Genomic DNA, 21212 nt, shown 5'->3' with positions numbered 1-21212 from the left:
ACAGGTGTAAATTGGAACGTCAGGAAGGATGGACGGTTACAAGGAGGGAAAGTAACATATGTATGACCGTTTAAGATCGTTAAATTATCCAGTCAAACTTTATATTTTTATCGCACTGGCCTTATGCTCCGTAATCAGTACATTGTGGATCATTAACGTGCGATTGCCCTCAGGGGGCCGCCCTTATTTTTTTATTTGGTGGAATATGATGCTGGCCTGGATTCCTATGCTGCTGACGCTTTTGCTAGATGTCATTCATTGCTCGTGGAGACGGGTAACGAGGACATTTATGCTCTGGATCATAGGGGCTGGCTGGCTTTTCTTTTATCCCAATATACCCTATTTGATTACAGATTTGCTGCATGTATTCGCCAGATATCCTTTTCTCGGGGAGCAGCGTTTTTGGGGCAATCCGTACTTTTGGAATCATGTATTAGGGATGCTGCTGGTAGCTGTGCTTGGCCTCACCATGGGGGTTGTATCGCTTGAATCCGTACGACAATTGGTGCAGCGTGCTCGAGGCGGGCTTGTCAGCTGGTTGTTTATGCTGGCGGTACTTCTGCTAAGTAGCCTGGGGATTTATATTGGTCGTTTCTTTCGAGGAAACACATGGGATATTGTGTCTGCGCCGTCCCAGTTGTACACACAAATATCTTCCATATGGGCAGACTCTTTGCAACGCACGCATTTCGTGGAGTTTAGCGGGATGGTATTCGTGATTATGCTCGTTAGCTATGTATCCACGATGTGCGTGGTCTGGATGGGGAACAGCCGCCGGGACGAATGGCATCGCTGGTGATTACGATGGGGCTGAGTGGCTAATTATCATCATAAGATAAAATGTAAAGGCAAAGGAGGAATAGCTACAATGAACGGACAGAACCGATCTGATATCCGCGCTGGTCTTCAGGTGGATATTGTGCTTAAAAAGGATCAGCCCACGGGTAAGCTGACGCGAGGAACGGTGAAGGATATTTTGACCAATTCCCCGCGTCATCCGCATGGAATCAAAGTACGTTTGGCAGACGGGCAGGTTGGACGTGTCAAACATATTGTAATGAAAGAAGGATAGAGCTGTAGGCTTAGGAGGGATGATGTATGAATCAGGCAACGGCATGGTCTAAAAATGATCGTTACCCGCTTGTTTTACTTGTACTGCTGGTGCTTGCTCTCATTTGGTCCTTGGTTCGTCCGGCGGATTATTTTACATGGGTACTGGAAGTTCTCCCAGCCGTTTTGGGAGGTGTACTGCTGGCGGCTATTTACCGTCGATTTCAGTTTACCAATCTGGTATACACCCTCATCTGGCTACATGCATTGATCCTGATTGTCGGCGGGCACTATACCTATGCTGAAATGCCGCTATTCAACTGGATTCGGGATACGTTTGGGCTGGAGCGCAATTATTATGATCGACTTGGGCATTTTGCGCAAGGTTTTGTGCCTGCACTCATTGTAAGGGAAGTGCTGTTACGTAAGACGGCTTTGGGAAGCGGGAGCTGGCTCACTTTTCTAACGGTTAGTGTATGTCTTGCGATCAGTGCTGTGTACGAATTGATTGAGTTTGCCGTTGCCAAGGCAACCGGTACAGCGGTAGAGGCCTTTTTGGGAACACAGGGAGATATATGGGATACTCAATGGGATATGCTTCTTGCGTTCATCGGTGCCCTGACAGCGGTGATTTTGTTAAGCGGGGTACATAACAAGCTGCTCAAGCAGCTAAAGGTGTAGCAGGGTTTCTTGAAAGTCCAATATTTTTGAGGGTTATATTCGCGTCACAGGGTAACTGTCGAGATGTAGGGTCGCTGCATCCATGTAGCTGTCCAGCAGCCGCTCAAAAATACGGTCCCATGTCTGCTCCAGACTGTATGCTCTACCGGTTCTGGACAGAAAGTCGCGAAGTGGGGCATCCTCGTACAACAGGAGTACAGCTTTGGCAAAGGCAGCCGCGTCCCCAGCTGGACACAGTAGCCCTGTTTTCCCATCGATTATATTGTCTTTGACCCCGCCTTCATTCGCGCCAATCACGGGTGTGCCGCTGGCCATAGCCTCCAACACGACGTTACCGAAGGTTTCTGTAGTGGAGGGAAAGAGGAATACATCGGCTGCAGCATAGAGTTCAGCTAATTCCGGTCCTTTTACAAAACCAAGCCAGTGAACTGTGTGCTCTGGCACCCCGATATCTGCTGCAGTTTTGTACTTAAACAATGGGCCATCTCCTGCAATGACCAGTACTGAGGCTGCGCGGACGTCGTCGGGTAACTGGAGATAGGAATCCAGTAACGTGTCTATCCCCTTTTCCGGTGCAAGTCTGCCCACATATAAAATCACAAATGCGTCTGCACGAACACCCCATTTTTCCCATATCGCTTCGCGATTCACTGTGGGCTGGAAGCGGTCGGTGTCAATTCCTCTACCCCAGATTTCGAGCTGTCCCATTCCTTTATTGCGTAACAATTCCATGGTTGACCGAGAGGGGACATATACCCTTTCACAATGTCTGTGAAACCAGAGCATGTATTTCCATAATGCAGGTTCAAGCCAGCGAAGCTTGTAATATTCGAGGTATTTATCAAAGTGGGTGTGATAGGAGGCGACGAGTGGAATATGGTGTTTGGCAGCGTAGCTTGTTCCATACAAGCCAAGGTTAAACGGAGTAGCGACATGAATTAGATGCGGGGAAAAGGCTAACAGGCGCTCGTTGATTTGTTTGGCATTAGGGATCGCAAGTCTGCATTCCCGGTACAATAAAAAGGGAATACTTCGAAATCGCTCCACACCCGGCCCCGAGGACAGATGATGATCTGCCTCTGGTGCGAAGACAAGCGTAGATACCCCATGTGTCTCCAAATAGCCAATCCATCGTTCCAGTGTCAGAGCAGCGCCATTGACATCAGGCGTATACGTGTCTGTAAATAATGCGACTCGAAGCATGCCTTCATTCCTCCTCCGCCATTCTCATTTATCCTATGATGTTCCAGGGGAGTCCGCTTGGAGGCTCCGGCTTTTATTGTGTCATGATTTTGTTTACGGGCTTGCTGGGTTTTGTAAAAGTTGGCCTGCGGACAGGCGCCCTTCTCAGATTTTACTAATCCATAGCACGATAAGTTCCTCTTGTGAGGTTGATGCAAATAGGTTAATTCTGTTGATATGTATCCTAGTAGGAGCTGTACATTTCATAAATATTCCTGATCTCCGATGGTTTTGGGTAATAATAAAACATGGACTTTGTCTTGAAATTTCATTATAGTAATTCGGTATGAATAAATTTGAAGGGTAAGCAGGAGGGATGGCTGTGGCTTTTGGAGCACGGGTGTTAAAAACGGGAATCGCAGTGACGCTCGCCCTTTTTCTGAGCACGCTTTTGAACACCCATTCGCCTGTGGGGGCAGCGATAGCCGCTATTTTTGCCATGCAACCGTCGATATATAGGTCGTGGCGTTATTTTCTGGATCAACTCCAAACAAGCACATTAGGTGCAATCATGGCGTTGCTGGGCGGAATGGTATTTTCGAATGAGCCGATTGCGGTCGGACTGGTATGTGTATTGGTACTTATGATATGTCTGAAAATAAACATGGCTGATACGGTTGGATTGACACTTGTGACCGTTGTTTCTGTCATGGAAGCTTCAGGGGACTGGAAATTTGCGGTAACCCGCTTTGCGCTGACTCTGATCGGGATTGTGTCTGCTTTTGTCATCAACATTACCGTTTTTCCTCCCAAACCGAAAAGGCAGTTTATCAATCAGATTCAAAATGTATTTAACAGCATGTCCTTGCTGCTGCGAACTGCCATTTCCGATGAGATTAAGGAGTCTGTCTTTAGAGAGGAAAAAGGAAATTTGGAGGGAGCTATTAAATCACTCTCGGATAAATATCATTTGTTCGAAGAGGAGCAGAAAAAGCTCAAGCGCACCAAGTTCAGTCAGACGAGACAAATGGTCGTATACAAACAAATGCTCGAAAGTTTGCACAAAGGTTACGAGGTCTTGGATGCGGTGGAAAGGCACTACTTCCAATCTTTACGTCCAGAGGGAACAGATGCGTTTTTTGACGACCATCTGGAGCGGCTGATTCGTTTCCACGAGCACGCTCTGCTGAAATTCGAAAATAAACTGAAACCAAATGAGGATGAAAGTGAATTGTTCCAGCAGGCTAACGGTGATTTTATGAAGCATGCAATTACACGTTTTGACCATTGTCAGGAGGGAATGCTACGGCTTTCCATCGTAGCTGCGACGATGTACGACTATGGTCATCAACTGGAGCGATTGAGCAGACTGGCCGACCATATTCATCCTGTGGAAGAGAGCCGATAGGCGATTTCGGAAAAAAGAAAAGGCGACCGTATTCATCAATCAGATGGACGGTCGCTTTTTTATGTAATGAATTTAATAAAGTAGGAACAGGCTAATGGAAGGTTGCCAGAAAGCACAAAAAAAGCCCACTGGTTGCGAACAGGGACTGAACTTGCTACAATAGAGGATGCTATGTTTTACATAGTAAAACCGTATTGCATAGGTTGTTAACACACTACTTGTTACATTATAGCATGCTTCAAAGGAATAGTCAATTTTCCCGGATCAGGGGGATGCGATGAGTATGCCCGGGTCCATAATAGAGCATAGTTTGTACGCAAGGGAGCCCTGCGCGGAGCAGGAGGAAACGGAACAGGAGCGATGTCAGTGACTACTGAGCAGCAATGGAATGAGGAACAACGAAGAGTAGAAGATGTGACCGCAGTCATTAGCGGGCGTATTCGGAAGCTGGAGACAGAGGTTGGTTCTGTGCGAGGCGATGTCGTCGATATGCGTAAAGACTTCTGGGATGAGGTAACGATCAATTTCAGTGAGGCGGATGATGTGGGAGAGACGTCCACCAGTTTGCGTCAGCAGTCTGAGATTTTGTCTGAGCGGGAACGAAGACACAAGCATTCCACTGAGGCGTTAGGTCGTTTGAAAAAGTTGCTTGACTCACCTTATTTTGCACGTATTGATTTTGCTGAGGAAGGGCAGACTGCGGAGCGTATTTATCTGGGGATTGCCTCCCTGCTGGATAACCAGGATGAGGAATTTCTGATCTACGACTGGCGCGCGCCTATTTCGAATCTTTATTACGATAACATGCCAGGTCCCGCTTCTTATAAGACCCCAGCAGGAGAAATGGAAGGAGAACTGACGCTCAAACGCCAATTCTCGATCCGTGACGGACAGATCCGCTTTATGTTCGATACTGGCGTCACCATTGGAGACGAACTCCTTCAAGCCGTATTAAGCCGGAGCTCGGATGCTCAAATGAAAAGCATTGTCGCCACCATTCAAAAGGAGCAGAATCGCATCATTCGTGATGATCGAAGCCGGATGCTGATAGTTCAGGGAGCGGCAGGAAGCGGTAAAACCTCCGCTGCGCTTCAGAGAGTAGCATATTTGCTATACAAGTATCGGGATCACTTGCGAGCAGATCAGGTCGTGTTATTCTCGCCAAACCCCATGTTCAACAGTTATGTTTCGACAGTATTGCCTGAATTGGGTGAGGAAAATATGCTTCAGGCCACATTTCAGGAATATTTGGAACGGCGTTTGGGCCGGGAGTTTCAGCTAGAAGATCCTTTTGAGCAGCTGGAATATGTGCTATCAGCGTCGTCACAGCCTGGGTATGAGGCTAGGATGGAAGGTATCCGCTTTAAGTCATCCAAGACGTTCTTACATGTGATTACAGGCTACAAAGCGCACCTGGAACAAAAGGGAATGCGTTTTAAACCGGTTCGTTTTCAGGGACGTGAGGTGATTTCAGTAGAGCAATTGGCAAGCAAGTTTTATGGATTTGACTCGGCTGTGCGGCTGGCGAACAGATTGGAGCTGCTGCGTGATTGGATGCTCAAAGAACTGGCTCGCTTTGGTAAGGAAGAATGCTCCGCTCCTTGGGTGGACCAGCAGATGGATCTGATGGAGCCGGAGGATTATCAGCGTGCATATAACCGCATGCGCCGGAAATCCAAGAATAAAGGCGATACCTTCGACGACTTTACGCGTGAAAGAGAAATATTGGCGCGTATGGTGGTCAGTGATCGCTTAAAGCCCCTGCGCAAGTGGATTAAGGCACTTCGCTTCGTGGATACAACCCGTCTATACAGCGAGCTGTTTATGAACGAGACGTTATTAAGCGAACTGTCGAATCATGCAGAGCTGCCCGTCAACTGGAGTGAAATTAGTCGGCAAACTCTGAAACGCATTCAGGCTGGAGAACTAGCGTATGAGGATGTGACGCCCTTTTTATATTTGCGTGAGCTGATGCTGGGCTTCCGCTCCAATAGCAACATCCGTCATGTGTTTATTGATGAGGCACAGGACTATTCACCATTCCAGCTGGCGTTCTTCAAACGATTATTTCCACAGGCTAAAATGACAGCACTGGGCGATTTTAATCAGGCTATCTATGCCCATGCTTCGGTGCTTCAGGATGCAGAACCATTGTATGACCTGTATGGAGCAGAACAGACTGAGATGATTTCCCTGACACGCAGCTATCGTTCCACACAGGAGATTGTAGAGTTTACCCGGGGGATGGTAGCAGGAGGGGAGCATATTGTTCCGTTTAACCGTAAGGGTGAGAAGCCTCTGGTAACCGAGGTGAACTCGCGTGAAAAGCTGCATCAACTGATAACTGAGAATGTTACAAAATTGCTGGCAGAGGGTTATGAATCCATAGCGGTGATCTGTAAAAATGCTGATGAAAGCGCGGCAGCCTACGAAGCACTAGAAGGACAACTGCCAGTAAAGCCAAAATTAATTAAGAAAACAACTCCCGCTTTTGAAAAGGGGATTCATATTATTCCGGCCTATCTGGCGAAAGGCGTGGAGTTTGATGCGGTTCTCATTTATGACGGATCGGCCCAAGTATACCAGCGTGAGAGTGAGCGTAAATTGTTCTACACGGCCTGTACGCGAGCGATGCATTTGCTGCATATCTATAGCATAGGGGAGATTACGCCATTCGTGAGTTCGCAGGAATCGGAGACGTATATCCGTAAAGTGGAATAAAGTGACCAGGTTCTTTAGGGGCGGCTGGCAATATTGAGCGTATTCCAGTAACATAAGCAAATAAGCCAAACAGGTAAGAAGCATAAACGGAGGTTACAAACGTAATGGACATGAAAAGAGTATTTCAACGCCCACCGCTGGCGGACTGTGTGCCCGAGTTGGTAGCTACAGCTAGAGGGGAGCGCAAGGCATCGCTGGTGATCCGCGGAGGAACGCTGGTCAATGTGGTATCGGGCGAATTGTTACCGGGCATGTCTATTGCTGTGCAAGGCTCTCGTATCGCCTACGTCGGTAGAGACGTTAGCCATACGATTGGAGAGGACACCGTAATCATTGAAGCGGAAGGCCGCTATATGGCACCGGGTTTACTGGACGGACATTGTCATATCGAAAGTACGCAGCTCACCGTAACTGAATTTGCTTTGGCTGTACTGCCGCTGGGCGTGACGGGCGGTTTTTTTGACCCACATGAAATTTCCAATGTGCTCGGTCTAAAAGGGCTTCGTCTAATGCTGGACGAAGCCCGCACGACACCGCTGGCTGCTTACATGCAGGTAGCTTCCTGCGTGCCTTCCACAGGCCCAGAGCTGGAAACGACCGGTGCCTCTTTCGGTCCGGCGGAAGTCGCAGAGGCTCTAAGCTGGGGCCCAGATATGATTGGACTGGGCGAAGTAATGAATTTCCCTGGCGTCGTCTATGGTGACGACGTGATGATTGGGGAAATTCAGGCCACGCTGCGCGCCGGCAAGGTGGCGGACGGCCATTTTACATGGGCCTCCGATGATTGGCGGCTGCCGGTCTACGCAGCCGCAGGAATTACGGGCGATCACGAATGTGTCACGCCCGAGGATGTAGCCGAGCGCATCCGGCTCGGCATGTATGCCAAGATGCGGCAAGGCTCCGCATGGCATGATGTGGCCGAGACGATCCGTGCCAGCACGGAAATGGGTCTCGACACGCGCCGCATGATGCTGGTGACGGATGATCGCAGTGCGGAATCCCTGCTCCATGAAGGGCAGATGGACTTCGTGGTGCGTCATGCGATTGCGCAGGGCGTTAAACCCGTGACTGCCTTTCAAATGGCAACGCTGAATACGGCAGAGCGCTTCGGCGTAGCACGGGACATTGGCTCGATTATTCCCGGTGCGATTGCCGATATTATCCTGCTTGATGGCCGCTTAGCCGAAGTGAATGTGACGGCTACCATCGCAGCGGGCCAACTGGTGGCTGAGTACGGACAAATGGTCGCCGACTGGGAAGGCTTTGTTTATCCTGCGGAAGTGATGGACACGGTCCATTTGGGTCGAGAGCTGAGTGCTGCAGATTTTCGTATTGCGGCTCCAGTACAGGAAGGGAATGTACCTGTACGGGTAATTCGTGTCACGGAAAATCATGTGGATACGAAGGAAGTGCGGATGACCGTTCCGGTGCGTGATGGTGAAGTTGCATCAGATCCTGCGCAGGATTTGTGCAAAATCGCCGTTTTCGAGCGGCATCATGCCAGTGGCAGCCACGCGGTGGCGCTTGTGACAGGCGTCGGCTTCACCGAGCCGGCTGCAATTGCCATGACCGTAGCGCATGACAGCCACAACCTGCTTGTCATTGGTAATGATGACGAGCTCATGACCCAGGCGGCGAAGCAGGCCGTTGCTCTGCGTGGCGGCGTGGTGGTTGTATCCGCCTCGGGTGATACGCGCTTCCCGCTCCCAATCGCTGGGCTGATGTCCCCAGCTCCGTTTGCAGAGGTGGCTGCGCAGTCCGAAAGTATCAGCCGGGCACTTCAGCAATCCGGCTGCATGCTGAACAACGCGCTGATGACACTGTCGTTGCTCGCACTGGTCGTAATCCCTGAAATCCGCCTGTCGGATCAGGGACTTGTCGTGATCGGAGCCGACGGTATACGCAAGGTGTCTCTTTTCGTGGAAGAGGATGCTACGGAAGCCTGATAGAATACGTCGCTGGGGGTTGTCCTGCAGGTCTACCCAGACCTGAGGGATAGCCCCTGTTTTCTTATATAGTCCGAAAGGTATCTTTAATTCCTTAATCAACGTTTTGTGGGGTGGTGAGCAGATGCAATTATATTATCGTTCATTAGAAAAAATGGCTCATCAAGCCTCAATTATAGATCAGGATTGGAACAGGTTTGTAGAGCAAACCCGTGTGAGGCATGTTCAGCAGGGTACATATCTTATTGAAACAGGGGAACCTGTGAAACATGCTTATTTTTGTTCGGAGGGATTATTCCGGTTGTTTTATACTTTGGCAGATGGTAGAGAATATAATGTTGGTTTTTCACCAGAAAATGATTATGTAACCTCTTATGGCGCTATGGTTCAAGGTAAACCATCCACTTTTACGATTGAGGCCATGGAAGATTCGGTTGTTATTGAAATTCCATATCATGTCCTGAAGGAGCTTATGGATACAAGCCATATGTGGGAAAGATTCGTGCGTAACAGCGTGGAGAGACTATACATTCGCAAAGAGGAACGGGAACGTGAATTGTTGTATCTTTCAGCTAGGGAACGTTATAACGCCTTTCTTCTCAAGTACCCCGGATTGGATAAACGAGTTGCACAATACCATATAGCTTCGTACATAGGCGTATCCCCCGTCTCACTTAGTCGTTTGCTGCGCAGCGATCCGCATTAACCTATGTTAATGCGGTTTGGCAGACAAGTGGCGTACAATAACGGTAAATCCATTCAAGCTTCACAAAAAAGGAGATAGGCATATGCGTTATATGATGATTGTATTGTTGGAATTCTACCCTTCCTGGTTGGCTCTACCCAGGGAAGAACGCCGAAAACATGCGGGGGCCTTGCAGGCTCGCATTCAGAAATATAGTGAGCATGTACAGGTTCGTTTTTTTGATGCAGAAGCGCTGCCTGGAAAGGACTATACAGATTTCGTTGTATGCGAAACAGAGGATATGAAGCAATATCACTATATGTGGGAAGAAATTCGTGATTCGGAGCCGTATACTAAAGGGTACATGAAGATTAAAGATGTAGTAATGGGGATGGAAAATGCATTTCAGTCCTATGAGTCCGAAATGCTACAGATGGACAAATAACCCATCATACTCCCTTACTATGTAAAAAAGTTCAGCTTGTATAGGATTTATACAAGGCGAGTTCCCAGGCTTTTCTATTAGCTGGGAATTCGCCTTTTTCTATTAAAGACGCTAATAAGACAAAATCGCATTATACAACGGTATCACTTATAACCTTCAGAAATCCATTATTTGTTGCATTATTAATTAACTGATTAATAGATTTTGCTGCGCTATCGCTAAACAAGTACCACTCATCTTTGGATACGTCATGAATCAAAAACTTGGGATACCCGACTAAAACTTCGGATGGAAAGGACTGGATTAAAGAATACACGTCAAAACGAGCTAAGCTTTTCCCCTTTTGGTCTAAGAAATCGTATTGTGCATTTTTATAATAAGACCCAAGAGTGTCAATAGTGAAGCTCCAAGAATAGTTTTCAGGTGCTTCAACCTTTTCACCTTTGTTTTTTGCAAACATATTATAAATGGTTTTGTTATATGCATTGCCGTGAATTTGCTGAACTACGCCGCCCATGATCATATGGTACTCCTGTTGAACTGCCTTTACTTGTACACCGTTTATGAACAATGGTTCAGTAGTAATAGTCACTATAAGGTTGCTGTAATTGACTTTACATCCGAACGCCTCTGCAATAAAACGAAGTGGAACATATATGCGATTATTTTTCACGTATGGTTTTACATCAAGCAGTATCTTTTTACCGTTTTTCTCCGCTATGCTTCTGTTTATTGCTAATTTTACTTTCATATCGCTCTTAGCGAGAATAACCCCGGAATCGGACCACTCGACGCTAGCCCCCAAACTTTCGCTAATAACACGTAAAGGTACCATTGTACGTTTGTTCTTCATTTCTGGCTTCGCATCGGTTGCAATAGCCACACCGTCAATTTTGATTTGATTTTGTGCTGCATATGTAGTGGACGATGAAATACATAAAAAGATAGCAAGAAAAAAAAACAAAGAATGCTTTGTTCATAAATGACTTCTCCTTTTTTAAATAAATTTGTTGCGTAGCAACTTTTCACCATATTCAGACGCGACTGGATAAAATTCGTTGCGCTTTCCTATTCATTAACTGAACGTAACAACCAGTTTGTACTATTCAATCTGATTTCCGATATTTACCAACTAAAAACTTCTAATCTCCCTGGGGAATTATGTCGATAACATTGAATATTGTTCATAAAATTTACAAAGTAAATCTTTAGGGGGAAAGTTAATGAGAAAACAGCTAAAAGTTGCGATTTCTCTAGCATGTTTATTGATGTTTATAGGTTGTTCAGCATCACCAGTATCAGAGCAGACGACTAAGATTACATTTTTGAATTCCAAATCTGAAATAAAAACCCAATTGGAAGAAGTGGCAAAACAATACAATCAAGAGCATCCGGAAGTATCTTTAGAAATTATTACTGCTCCAGAGGGAACGTCTGCATATCAAAAGCTGATGTCGATGTACGGCTCAGGAAGTCCAGCAACGATGTCGATGCTTGACCCGGGAGACACGCAGACATTCCTGGATAAAGCCGTTGATTTAAGTAAAGAGAAGTGGGTAGCCGATACGATAGAAAATGGACTTGACGCTGTTAAGAAAAACGATGCTGTGCTGGGATTTCCATTTGCAGTGGAAGGCTATGGATTAATCTATAACAAAAAAGTATTGGACAAGGCAACAGGGGGTTCTTTTGATCCTTCTTCGGTGCAAAGTAGAAGCAGCCTTAACTCATTAATGGCTAAGATTCAGCAGTCGGGAGTAGCACCGGTCATGCTTTCACCAATGGACTGGTCTCTCGGCTCTCATCTTTTAGCTCTGTCTTATTCTGTTCAACCCGAAGGTTTTCCAGAGTTTGTTAAAGGTATGCAGAACAACTCCATCGATTTGTCCCAAAACAGTGTAATGTCTGGATGGGTACAAACTTTAGACCTGCTCAAGGATAACAGCATCAATAAGCACTCGCCTTTGGACAGTACGTATGACGATGGAGCCAAAGCTTTGGGAGAGGGCAAGGTAGGGCTTTGGTTTATGGGTAACTGGGCTTGGAATGGAATAAAGAGCAATGATACGGCAAATGAGGAATACGGTTTTTTGCCTCTTCCGTTAAATGATAATACGAATGATCCAAACAATTCAAAGATCACAGTTGGTGTGACAAAGTATGTATTCATCGACTCCACAGCTACCACGCCTCAGCAGCAAGAGGAAGCCAAGAAATTTTTAAACTGGCTGGTATACGAAAAGTCCGGTCAGGAACTTTTGGTCAACAAGGCCAATGTTATACCGGCCTTCAAGAGTATTGACTTGGTGCCTACCGATCCCTTGAGTAAATCGATCAAGTCATATTTGTCGAGCGGAAAGACGCTGCCGTTTATGGCAACACTTCCACCTGATCATGGGGCCATCACAGGAGCATCTATCCAAAGCTACATTAGTGGAAAGATAGATAAGACTGAGCTGTTGCGCCAAATACGCATATACTGGAAAGCTCAGCGGGGATGATATGAGACCAGTCACGGGAAGGAAGATAAGGATGTTTAAATTAACGTTAAAGAAAAAAATAATTAGTGCAGCTCTCATACTGGTTGTCGTACTGTCCCTTTCAAGTGTTATAGGCGTCATTAAGATGTCGGAAATGGGAGAGGCTTCTGATAAGGTAAATAACAGGTCTTTACCTGCGGTTATTCTTCTTCAGGGTATGGATAAGCAGATTACAGAAATCGATAGACTAACTGTTCGATTGATACTCGAAGAGGATGAGGCTATTCGCACCACTTATCAAGAAGAACTAACCAAAGCTACAGCTTCAATGGATAAGAGTGTAAATAAATATCAAAGTTTAGCCTCTACAGCGGAGGAAAAAGAACTGTTCACCAACTTTTATGGTCAGTGGGCAATGTATCTTCGCCATCTAAAGGTGGTTTCCGCTGCCATGGAAGAAAACGACAAAGTGATGGCCTACATGATCGTTCATGGAAATTCTTCTATTTATAAGGCGGCATTAGACGATGTAAATAAACTGAAGGTGCTTAATGAGCAGTATGCCACTGAGGCAGCTAATCAATCGAGTCAATCTTACCATTCAGGTAGACTTTTGATGATTTCTTTGACTATCATATGTACGATCCTGGGAATTATCGGTTCTTTTTTACTGGCTCAATCGTTCACTAAGCCCATATTAAGGATAGCGGAACAGATAAAGCTGGTAACGAGGGGGAACCTGCAAGTGGAACCTCTTAGGGTCCGATCCAAAGATGAGGTCGGGGAATTGGCATCCGATTTTAATGAAATGTGCGATTCACTGCGCAACCTTTTAAAGGAAGTTGTGGATAATTCCTTACTGGTTGCTTCTACGGCTGAACAGCTAACAGCCAGTGCAGAACAGACAAGCATTGCTACCGAGCAGATAGCTATAAGTGCCACTCAAGTCGCAGAGGGATCTCAGACACAGCTTGCAGATATTGCTGAAACGCTGAATTACACGGTAGGTGTTTCTAAAAGTGTAGAGAACATAACCAATCGCTTTGTGAATGTAGCTAATCTCACAATCCAAGCACAAGAAAAAGCAAACAACGGGAAAACCCAAATGTCTTCCACTGTCTCTCAAATAAGAGATGTGCATACCAAGGTAACTCAATCCGCTGAAGTAGTAAATATTCTAGGAGAAAAGTCAGCGGAGATTAGACAGATCACAGCTATGATCAGTGATATAGCAGCCCGAACCAACTTGCTTTCACTCAATGCGAGTATAGAAGCTGCAAGAGCGGGAGAGCAGGGAAAAGGATTTGCGGTTGTCGCTTATGAAGTACGCAATTTGTCGGCACAAGCAAGTGAAGCAACCGGTAAGATTTCCTCTCTGGTCAACGAAATCGCATTAAGAACAGACGAAGTTGTCATCTCGATGAATGAAGGTGTTCAATCACTAAATGAAGGTATGATGCTTGTCGAAGGTGTCGGTAACGTCTTTTCTGAAATTGTCGGTGCCGTTGAAGAAGTGAGCGGTGAGGTAGACACTGCGGCTGTAGAAGCAAGATCCGTAAATGAAGGAACCGTTTCTATGGTGGAATCTATGAAGAAAATTGCCGAAATCTCCGAACGTGCAGCCGATTCTACTCAAACAGTCGCAAGCGTAGTCGAGGAAACTACTGCTTCCATGCAGGAAGTGTCTGCAGGTGCTAACATGCTTGCCAAGCGGGCGGAAGAGATGAATCAAACGGTGTCTGTATTCAAAATTTAAAGTAAGTTGGCGGTAGCCTTGGACGAGAAAAACAAGTCCTAGACTACCGCTGTTACCATTAGATTACGAGTGAACGGCTTCAGCTTTTTTAGCAGATCTTTTCAGATCCTGTTTACGGCGTTCCTCTAGGTACCGTTCTCCATTTTTCTTGTCAGCTGTCAGCGTAAAGCAGGAAATGATGGTGAACAGACCGGCAATGGAACCCAAAATAACATAAGTGATCGGGAAATTCAGAACTTCATACATATGTCCGACAATAGGTGAGAACACAGATACCACCAGGGAGCCCATAAACAAATAGAGCAGGTACATGGTGGACGATAAGCGCTGGTCAAAGTTGACGGTAATGTACTTGAAGATGGCGACCAGAATCAGCGGTTTCTCCAGAGAGTGAATCATTTTCATCGCAGCCACCCATATGGAACCGAACGGCAGTGAAGAACCGATAATACGCAACGACATGATCGTCCCGGCAATAATCAATGCCCATTTGGCAGTCGTTTTGTTCACAAACCATGGGGTAACAAACAGGAACACAAATTCCAGGAATACTTGCACAGCACTTAAGTCGCCAAGGAATTGATTTCCTTCTGCTTTAGAACTGAACTGAGATACGAAATAGGTGGCAAATTGCTGGTCATATACCTCATAAATTTGGGTCACGCCAACCATGAATAGCATTAGAAACCAGAACTTTGTGGTGCGTACGAGATGCAGTACGTCAATGAGCTTCAACGATTCAGTTTTCTGCTGCTCCTGTCCGGAAATTTCGACTTTGGTCAGGAAGATGCAGATCATGGCAACAACGGCAGATACGGAGGCAATCCAGAAGGTCAGATTTACATTAATATTGATGACCCGTCCCGCAACAAAGGTAGCAGCTGCCCATCCGAGTGAGCCCCACATACGAACTCGTCCGTATTCAAACCCATATTTGCGTGACACTTTGTCCATATAGGAATCGACGACACCGTTACCTGCATTAAACACCAGGCCGATAAATAGGGCGCCGACAATGGCACCAATGACGAACTGTGTTTGAAGCAATGGACCGTACACATAGATAAAGAAGGGTCCGACGAGCAAAAGAATCGTAAAAAGTATGTACAGCAGATGTTTTCTCAAGCCCAGCTTGTCGGATAAGTACCCAAACAGGGGTTGCATGATCAAGGCGACGATAGAGTTTGCCGCGTATAAAAACCCTGTGTAGGTTTCTGAAATCCCCAGGCTTTGTCCTAGCCAAATGACAAAAAAAGACATGGCGGCAGACCATGTAAACAGATAAGCGAAGTTAAAAACGCTCAAAGACCAGTAGTTGCGTTTTGCCAAATTCCTCATGTATAAGCACCCCTTCAAATTGTAGCTGCTCAATGTGTTGACAACGTCATTAAGCATTGTCTGTACTATTAATTGTAAGGAGGATTGAATTGAATCCATAGGGCATTTTCCCAAGATTTCCTGTGCTTATTGCAATCAATTGCCAGGTTGGGTTGTACATAACTTTTCTCATCTTGTAAGAAATAAGTCCTACGTGTAAAATTCTTTATAGTTCATTGAGCTCATTTAGTAGGAGGAGAAACACGGCAAGAAGTAGAATTGTTCTAAGGTCTGGCTGACATGGTCATACTGATAGCACAATAAATTGCTAAAGCAAGGGGATGAAGTGGTTCTTTCGCAAGTACAAAGTTACTTGATACCGTGAACGTATATAGAGTATTGTGTAATGATGAGTTATCGAACCCCACATCTTGAATAACGTTTCACACCGATCGCGAAGGGTTAGCGGATGGCTATCCCTACTTGGTGCTGCTATAACCCTATGAGCATGTACTACACAAAATAAAAAGAAAATGAATGATAACAAACTGTTGTGATTTCATGGTTGGAGGATTTATTATGTCAAAAAGTGTTTCTTCGTCCTTTATTATTATTATAGGATCGATGCTATTTGCCTTATTTTTTGGTGCAGGGAATCTAATCTTCCCACCTATGCTTGGTCAAATGGCTGGAAAGAATGTGTGGATAGCCAATGCGGGTTTCTTGGTTACCGGAGTTGGCTTACCGTTACTAGCCATCACTGCCTTTGTTTTTTCAGGCAAAAGCAATTTACAAACTTTAGCGAGTCGTGTACATCCTGTATTCGGGATTGTCTTTACAACGATTCTTTATCTAGCCATTGGCCCGTTATATGCAATTCCAAGAACCGGTAGTGTGTCGTTTGAAATTGGAGTCAAGCCTTTTTTTTCAAACCATACAGATCATCCTGTCGCACTTTTTGTATTTACCATTCTTTTTTTTGGGGTTGCATGCTTGTTATCACTTAACCCTACAAAAATTATTGATGTGATCGGAAAGTTTTTAACACCCATTAAATTGACATTCATTGGGATTCTGGTGGTCGTAGCCCTTATTCACCCCATAGGAGCCTTCCAAGCACCTGCCGAAGGCTATACTTCGCACGTCTTTTTCAAAGGCTTTCAAGAAGGTTATTTAACATTGGATGCTCTTGTAGCCTTTATTTTTGGAATTATTATTGTGAATGCAATTAAGGAAAGAGGAGTTACTGCCAAAAAAGAGCTGATGATTATTTGTGCCAAATCGATAACCATTGCGGTTGTCCTCTTAGCATTTATCTATACGTCTCTTGCCTACATGGGAGCTTCTAGCGTTGAAAAACTGGGTGTTTTAGAAAATGGTGCTGAGGTGTTAGCCAAGGTTTCATCCTATTATTTTGGATCTTACGGCTCCATTTTATTAGGCTTAATGATTACAGTAGCGTGTTTAACGACAAGCGTAGGGCTTATTACGTCCTGTTCTTCCTTTTTTCATACCTTGTTTCCGAAAGTTTCTTATAAAAGAATTGCTCTCATGTTATCCATATTTAGTACCATTGTAGCCAATATAGGTTTAACACAGCTCATTAAGGTTTCAACACCAGTGTTAATTGCAATATATCCTATTGCGATTTCTCTAATATTTTTAACATTTTTACATTCCGTGTTTAAAGGAAAATCAGAAGTATATCAAGGCAGTTTAATATTAACCTTCATTGTTAGTCTATTTGACGGCTTGAATGCTGCTGGAATAAAAATTAAAGTAATTAATGACTTTTTTACTCAAATTCTTCCGTTATATGATGTAGGATTAGGCTGGTTAATTCCCTCTGTTTTAGGAGGAGTAGGGGGGTATATATTCTACTATATTAAACGAAGAAAAATTGTCCTTATACTTATGAAGCCCAAAAAATAAATGATTTGCTTATTCGGTGAATTGGACATGTATAACCAAAAGAAAGAACGAACGGAGAACTTGATCTTCTGTTCGTTCTTTCTTTTTGTAACTTTACGCGCAGCTATTCAAAACAAAATCATAAATTTCCGTCTGTTATAGAAAGGACAGCAAGCGCCTGATCTGCTTCGTGCTGCTTGCGGTATAGCGAAGGAGTCAGACCGTTCCATTTTTTAAAGGTTGCAATAAAATAGCTTAGATTTTCAAATCCCACATCCAGCGCAATATCAACTACTTTGCGGTCACTTTGCTCTAGCAACCTGCAAGCCTTCTGAATCCGCTGATAGTTGATATATTCAACCGGACTTTTCTGCACCATCTGCTTGAAGAAACGACAGAAATGTCCCTCACTCATCCCAACCTCATCTGAGATCTCTCGCAAACGAATGGGCTCATGCGCATGGCTGTTGATGTACGCCAGTGCTTTTTTGATCCGTTCGACCTTGTTGCGTTGACTCGCCATAACCACGTCCTCTCCGCTAGCCGGAGTCATGTGCGGGAACAGGCAGGCAATTATGCTATAGAGCTGCGCCTTGGTCGCCAGTTCACGGGCAGGCGCATTCTGTTCATGGCTAGTGATAATACGTTTCAACGCGGTCAATAGCTCCTGCTCCCAAGGCTGCACACCGCGAATGTGAGGGGGAGGGACGAGTTTTTTATTGATAAATGGTTCAATAAACTGCGTCTGAACTGTATCTTGCGTGCGGCTGTGCAGCATATCCGGGTGAAACACCACCGCAGAAAATACACAGCGAGGACTTTTTTGTAAATAACCAGCGTGAAGCTCGCCACTGTGTACAAAAAGGGCTTCACCTTCGCTAACCTCCGTATAGACCATATCCGTCTGAAATATAGCGCTCCCCTGTTCTACTACGATAAACTCCATTTCCTCATGCCAATGGGACTCCAATATACTATTTCCGTTCAATTGCTCTACGCTCGGATATACGCTGACTGGATACATGGGATTGCCGTGAATACGGTTTTCTCTTAACATTTTCCTTTGCATTTCACTGATTCCTTTCGGCACACTGATTTATATAGAAAACATCAAAATATTGATACTAAACGTCAAAATAAAAGAAGTAAACCCTTACATAAATCAATATTATTATAGTAAGGATTTCGAAAAAATCCAATCAGCGATTTGGGAACAAGGAATATAAAAGTCGAGATGGAGGAAGAGACAGATGAAATTTACTGATGGCTATTGGTTGGTTCGCAAGGGCTATGAAATACAAAATCCTGCTGACATCCGTGATATCGTGACGGACGATGCTTCCATGACGGTATATGCAGCAACCCACCGGATCGAGCACAAAGGGGATACGCTAAATGGAGCGTTACTGAAAGCGACCTACAGCTCTCCCATGCCGAATGTTATTCGGGTGCGTCTGAACCACCATAAGGGACGGGTGCATCATGGACCAGATTTTGAAATTCACACCTTGCCGACAGAGGTGGATATTACGGTGGGTGAGGACGTAGCAGTACTGAAGAGCGGCGATCTGAGTGTGCGAGTCGGTCGTGGAAAGAGCTGGGACGTAGGCTTCTATGTCAAGGATCGTAAAGTCACGGGCAGTGGGCATCGGGGACCCGGCTATATTACAGACCCGCAGGACCAGCCATTTTTCCGGGAGCAGCTGGAGCTGGGTATGGGGGAGTACGTATACGGCCTTGGAGAGCGTTTCACTCCATTTGTGAAAAATGGTCAGGTCGTTGATATTTGGAATGAAGATGGCGGGACCAGCAGTGAACAAGCATACAAAAACATTCCATTTTATTTATCCAATAAAGGGTACGGTGTATTCGTCAATCATCCGGAAAAGGTATCTTACGAGATTGCATCGGAAAACGTTTCGAAGGTACAGTTTAGCGTTGCTGGCGAATCGTTAGAGTATTTTATTATTGGTGGAGCTAATCCTAAGGAGGTACTGGACAATTATACCAAGCTGACAGGCAAACCTGCATTGCCACCGGCCTGGACCTTTGGTTTGTGGCTGACCACTTCGTTTACGACCGATTATGATGAAGCGACAGTAAACCATTTTGTCGACGGGATGGCTGAACGGGATCTGCCACTCTCGGTATTCCATTTTGACTGCTTCTGGATGAAGGAATACCAATGGTGCGATTTCCAGTGGGATCAAGATATGTTCCCAGACCCAGAAGGTATGTTGCAGAGATTGAAGGCTAAGGGACTCAAAATTTGCGCATGGATCAATCCGTATATTGCAGAAAAGTCCATTTTGTTCGATGAAGGTATGGAGAATGGCTATTTGGTCAAAACAGCTGATGGCAGCGTGTGGCAATGGGACATGTGGCAGGCGGGGATGGGGCTGGTTGACTTCACGAACCCGGCTGCAGTTGCCTGGTATCAGGATAAGCTGAAGGTGCTGATCGATCAAGGCGTGGATTGCTTCAAAACCGACTTTGGTGAGCGTATTCCAACAGATGTAGTTTATTATGATGGCTCTGATCCAATGAAAATGCACAATTACTATACGCATTTGTACAACAAAGCTGTGTTTGATGTGCTGGAGGAAAAGCTGGGCAAAAATGAAGCCGCATTATTTGCACGTTCTGCCACAGCCGGGGGACAACAGTTCCCAGTTCACTGGGGCGGAGACTGCTCGTCCACGTATGAGTCGATGGCAGAGTCCTTGCGGGGCGGATTATCGCTTGGTTTGAGTGGCTTTGGCTTTTGGAGCCATGATATTAGCGGCTTTGAACTAACGGCTGCGCCGGACTTATACAAACGGTGGGTACAGTTTGGATTGTTATCCTCCCATAGCCGTCTACACGGAAATGTGTCATACCGTGTTCCTTGGCTGTTTGACGAAGAGTCAGTCGACGTGGTGCGCAGCTTTACCAAACTCAAATGCTCACTGATGCCACACCTGTATGCTTCTGCTGTGGAATCCTCGGTGAGGGGACTGCCGATGATGCGGGCTATGGTATTGGAATTCCCGCAGGACCCAACCTGTGCAACGCTGGATTTACAATACATGCTGGGGGATTCCATTTTGGTAGCCCCGATCTTTAATAAAGAAGGCAATGTAACCTATTATGTACCCGAGGGACAATGGACGAATTTGTTAACGAATGAAATCGTGTCTGGTGGTCGTTGGGTCAACGAGCATCATGATTTTACAACCTTACCTGTGCTCGTGAAGCCAAACACATTGTTGGCCATCGGTCATGAGGATCGTCGTCCGGATTATGATTATGCAGATCAAGTGACGCTTCATTTGTTTGAGCTCGGCGAAGGGCAACAGGCTCGTTCGGTTATCGTGAATACATCAGGCGAAGAAGAGCTCACGGTTACTGCCAGCCGTAAGGATTCTGTCATTACGGTGAAGGCAGAAGGTGCCGTTAAACCGTGGTCGTTAGTACTGCGCGGTATCCATAAGGATGTTCAAGTGGAGGAAGGCAGCAGTCTGGCAGGAGAACAGGGGGTAATCATTACACCAGCCTCCAGCGGACAACAAGAGCTTACTATTCACTTGGGCTAGATCAGGAGTCCATCTGTAGATGGATAGATTATAATATAGCGATTATATTGCGAAA

General features: G+C 45.6%; 16 protein-coding genes. 12 read left to right on the top strand and 4 right to left on the bottom strand.

Translation table 11 applies throughout. The features are described from left to right. Nucleotides 1-58 precede the first annotated feature (58 nt). The 3 genes from C400_RS0101790 (at nt 59) to C400_RS0101780 (ending at nt 1731) form a co-directional block, all read left to right on the top strand. Complete coding sequence (locus C400_RS0101790; protein WP_017425793.1) at nt 59-799, top strand: DUF1361 domain-containing protein; 741 nt, start codon at nt 59-61, stop codon at nt 797-799. A 69-nt stretch (nt 800-868) separates the two neighbouring features. Next, nucleotides 869-1072, top strand: coding sequence for a YwbE family protein (locus C400_RS0101785; RefSeq protein WP_016819189.1), 204 nt, complete (start codon nt 869-871; stop codon nt 1070-1072). A 26-nt stretch (nt 1073-1098) separates the two neighbouring features. Continuing rightward, a complete protein-coding gene (locus C400_RS0101780) occupies nt 1099-1731 on the top strand; it encodes a DUF2238 domain-containing protein (protein WP_017425792.1) in 633 nt (210 codons plus the stop codon). A 33-nt stretch (nt 1732-1764) separates the two neighbouring features. On the opposite strand, the gene C400_RS0101775 is transcribed toward C400_RS0101780, so the two are convergent. Beyond that, entirely contained in the window at nt 1765-2934 is a 1170-nt protein-coding gene (locus tag C400_RS0101775) for a glycosyltransferase family 4 protein (RefSeq protein WP_017425791.1), read from the bottom strand. Nucleotides 2935-3289: 355 nt separating this feature from the next. On the opposite strand from C400_RS0101775, the gene C400_RS0101770 reads away from it, so the two are divergent. The 5 genes from C400_RS0101770 to C400_RS0101750 all read left to right on the top strand — a co-directional run bounded on the left by C400_RS0101770 (nt 3290) and on the right by C400_RS0101750 (nt 10118). Then, on the top strand, nt 3290-4321 hold the full coding sequence (locus C400_RS0101770; RefSeq protein ID WP_031463284.1) for an FUSC family protein: 1032 nt from the start codon (nt 3290-3292) through the stop codon (nt 4319-4321). 360 nt (nt 4322-4681) lie between these two features. Further along, nucleotides 4682-7042 (top strand): RNA polymerase recycling motor HelD, encoded by a 2361-nt coding sequence (gene helD / locus C400_RS0101765; protein WP_017425790.1) that lies wholly within the window; start codon nt 4682-4684, stop codon nt 7040-7042. Nucleotides 7043-7146: 104 nt separating this feature from the next. Beyond that, the gene (locus C400_RS0101760; protein WP_017425789.1) at nt 7147-8988 is read left to right on the top strand and encodes an adenine deaminase; all 1842 of its coding nucleotides are present in this window, start codon (nt 7147-7149) and stop codon (nt 8986-8988) included. Nucleotides 8989-9112: 124 nt separating this feature from the next. Further along, nucleotides 9113-9694 carry a Crp/Fnr family transcriptional regulator gene (locus tag C400_RS0101755; RefSeq protein ID WP_017425788.1) on the top strand — a complete coding sequence of 194 codons (582 nt, stop codon included), beginning with the start codon at nt 9113-9115 and terminating at the stop codon, nt 9692-9694. A gap of 82 nt (nt 9695-9776) precedes the next feature. Beyond that, nucleotides 9777-10118 (top strand): darcynin family protein, encoded by a 342-nt coding sequence (locus C400_RS0101750; RefSeq protein WP_013370578.1) that lies wholly within the window; start codon nt 9777-9779, stop codon nt 10116-10118. 130 nt (nt 10119-10248) lie between these two features. Here C400_RS0101750 and C400_RS0101745 read toward each other — a convergent pair whose 3' ends face one another. Continuing rightward, complete coding sequence (locus C400_RS0101745) at nt 10249-11001, bottom strand: copper amine oxidase N-terminal domain-containing protein (RefSeq protein ID WP_332829168.1); 753 nt, start codon at nt 10999-11001, stop codon at nt 10249-10251. A gap of 340 nt (nt 11002-11341) precedes the next feature. Between C400_RS0101745 and C400_RS0101740 the strand changes: the two genes are divergently transcribed. Both C400_RS0101740 and C400_RS0101735 read left to right on the top strand, forming a co-directional pair. Further along, nucleotides 11342-12619, top strand: coding sequence for an ABC transporter substrate-binding protein (locus C400_RS0101740; protein WP_017425786.1), 1278 nt, complete (start codon nt 11342-11344; stop codon nt 12617-12619). 31 nt (nt 12620-12650) lie between these two features. Further along, nucleotides 12651-14354, top strand: a complete 1704-nt coding sequence (locus C400_RS0101735; RefSeq protein ID WP_017425785.1) for a methyl-accepting chemotaxis protein — start codon at nt 12651-12653, stop codon at nt 14352-14354. Nucleotides 14355-14417: 63 nt separating this feature from the next. Here the strand turns inward: C400_RS0101735 and C400_RS0101730 are convergent, their stop codons facing one another. Further along, nucleotides 14418-15692, bottom strand: a complete 1275-nt coding sequence (locus C400_RS0101730) for an oligosaccharide MFS transporter (RefSeq protein ID WP_017425784.1) — start codon at nt 15690-15692, stop codon at nt 14418-14420. 558 nt (nt 15693-16250) lie between these two features. Here C400_RS0101730 and brnQ point away from each other — a divergent pair. Then, nucleotides 16251-17603: a branched-chain amino acid transport system II carrier protein gene (gene brnQ, locus C400_RS0101725; RefSeq protein ID WP_016819201.1), complete on the top strand. Its 1353-nt coding sequence runs from the start codon at nt 16251-16253 to the stop codon at nt 17601-17603. Between the two features lie 118 nt (nt 17604-17721). Here the strand turns inward: brnQ and C400_RS0101720 are convergent, their stop codons facing one another. After that, nucleotides 17722-18651 (bottom strand): helix-turn-helix transcriptional regulator, encoded by a 930-nt coding sequence (locus tag C400_RS0101720; protein WP_017425783.1) that lies wholly within the window; start codon nt 18649-18651, stop codon nt 17722-17724. Between the two features lie 181 nt (nt 18652-18832). On the opposite strand from C400_RS0101720, the gene yicI reads away from it, so the two are divergent. After that, entirely contained in the window at nt 18833-21157 is a 2325-nt protein-coding gene (gene yicI / locus C400_RS0101715) for an alpha-xylosidase (protein WP_017425782.1), read from the top strand. The last annotated feature ends 55 nt before the right edge of the window (nt 21158-21212 follow it).

Origin of the sequence: Paenibacillus sp. ICGEB2008 (assembly GCF_000307675.1) — a bacterium.
GTDB lineage: Bacteria > Bacillota > Bacilli > Paenibacillales > Paenibacillaceae > Paenibacillus > Paenibacillus polymyxa.
The sequence above is the reverse complement of the archived record's forward strand: the minus strand, read 5'-3'. Positions and strand labels throughout refer to the sequence as shown.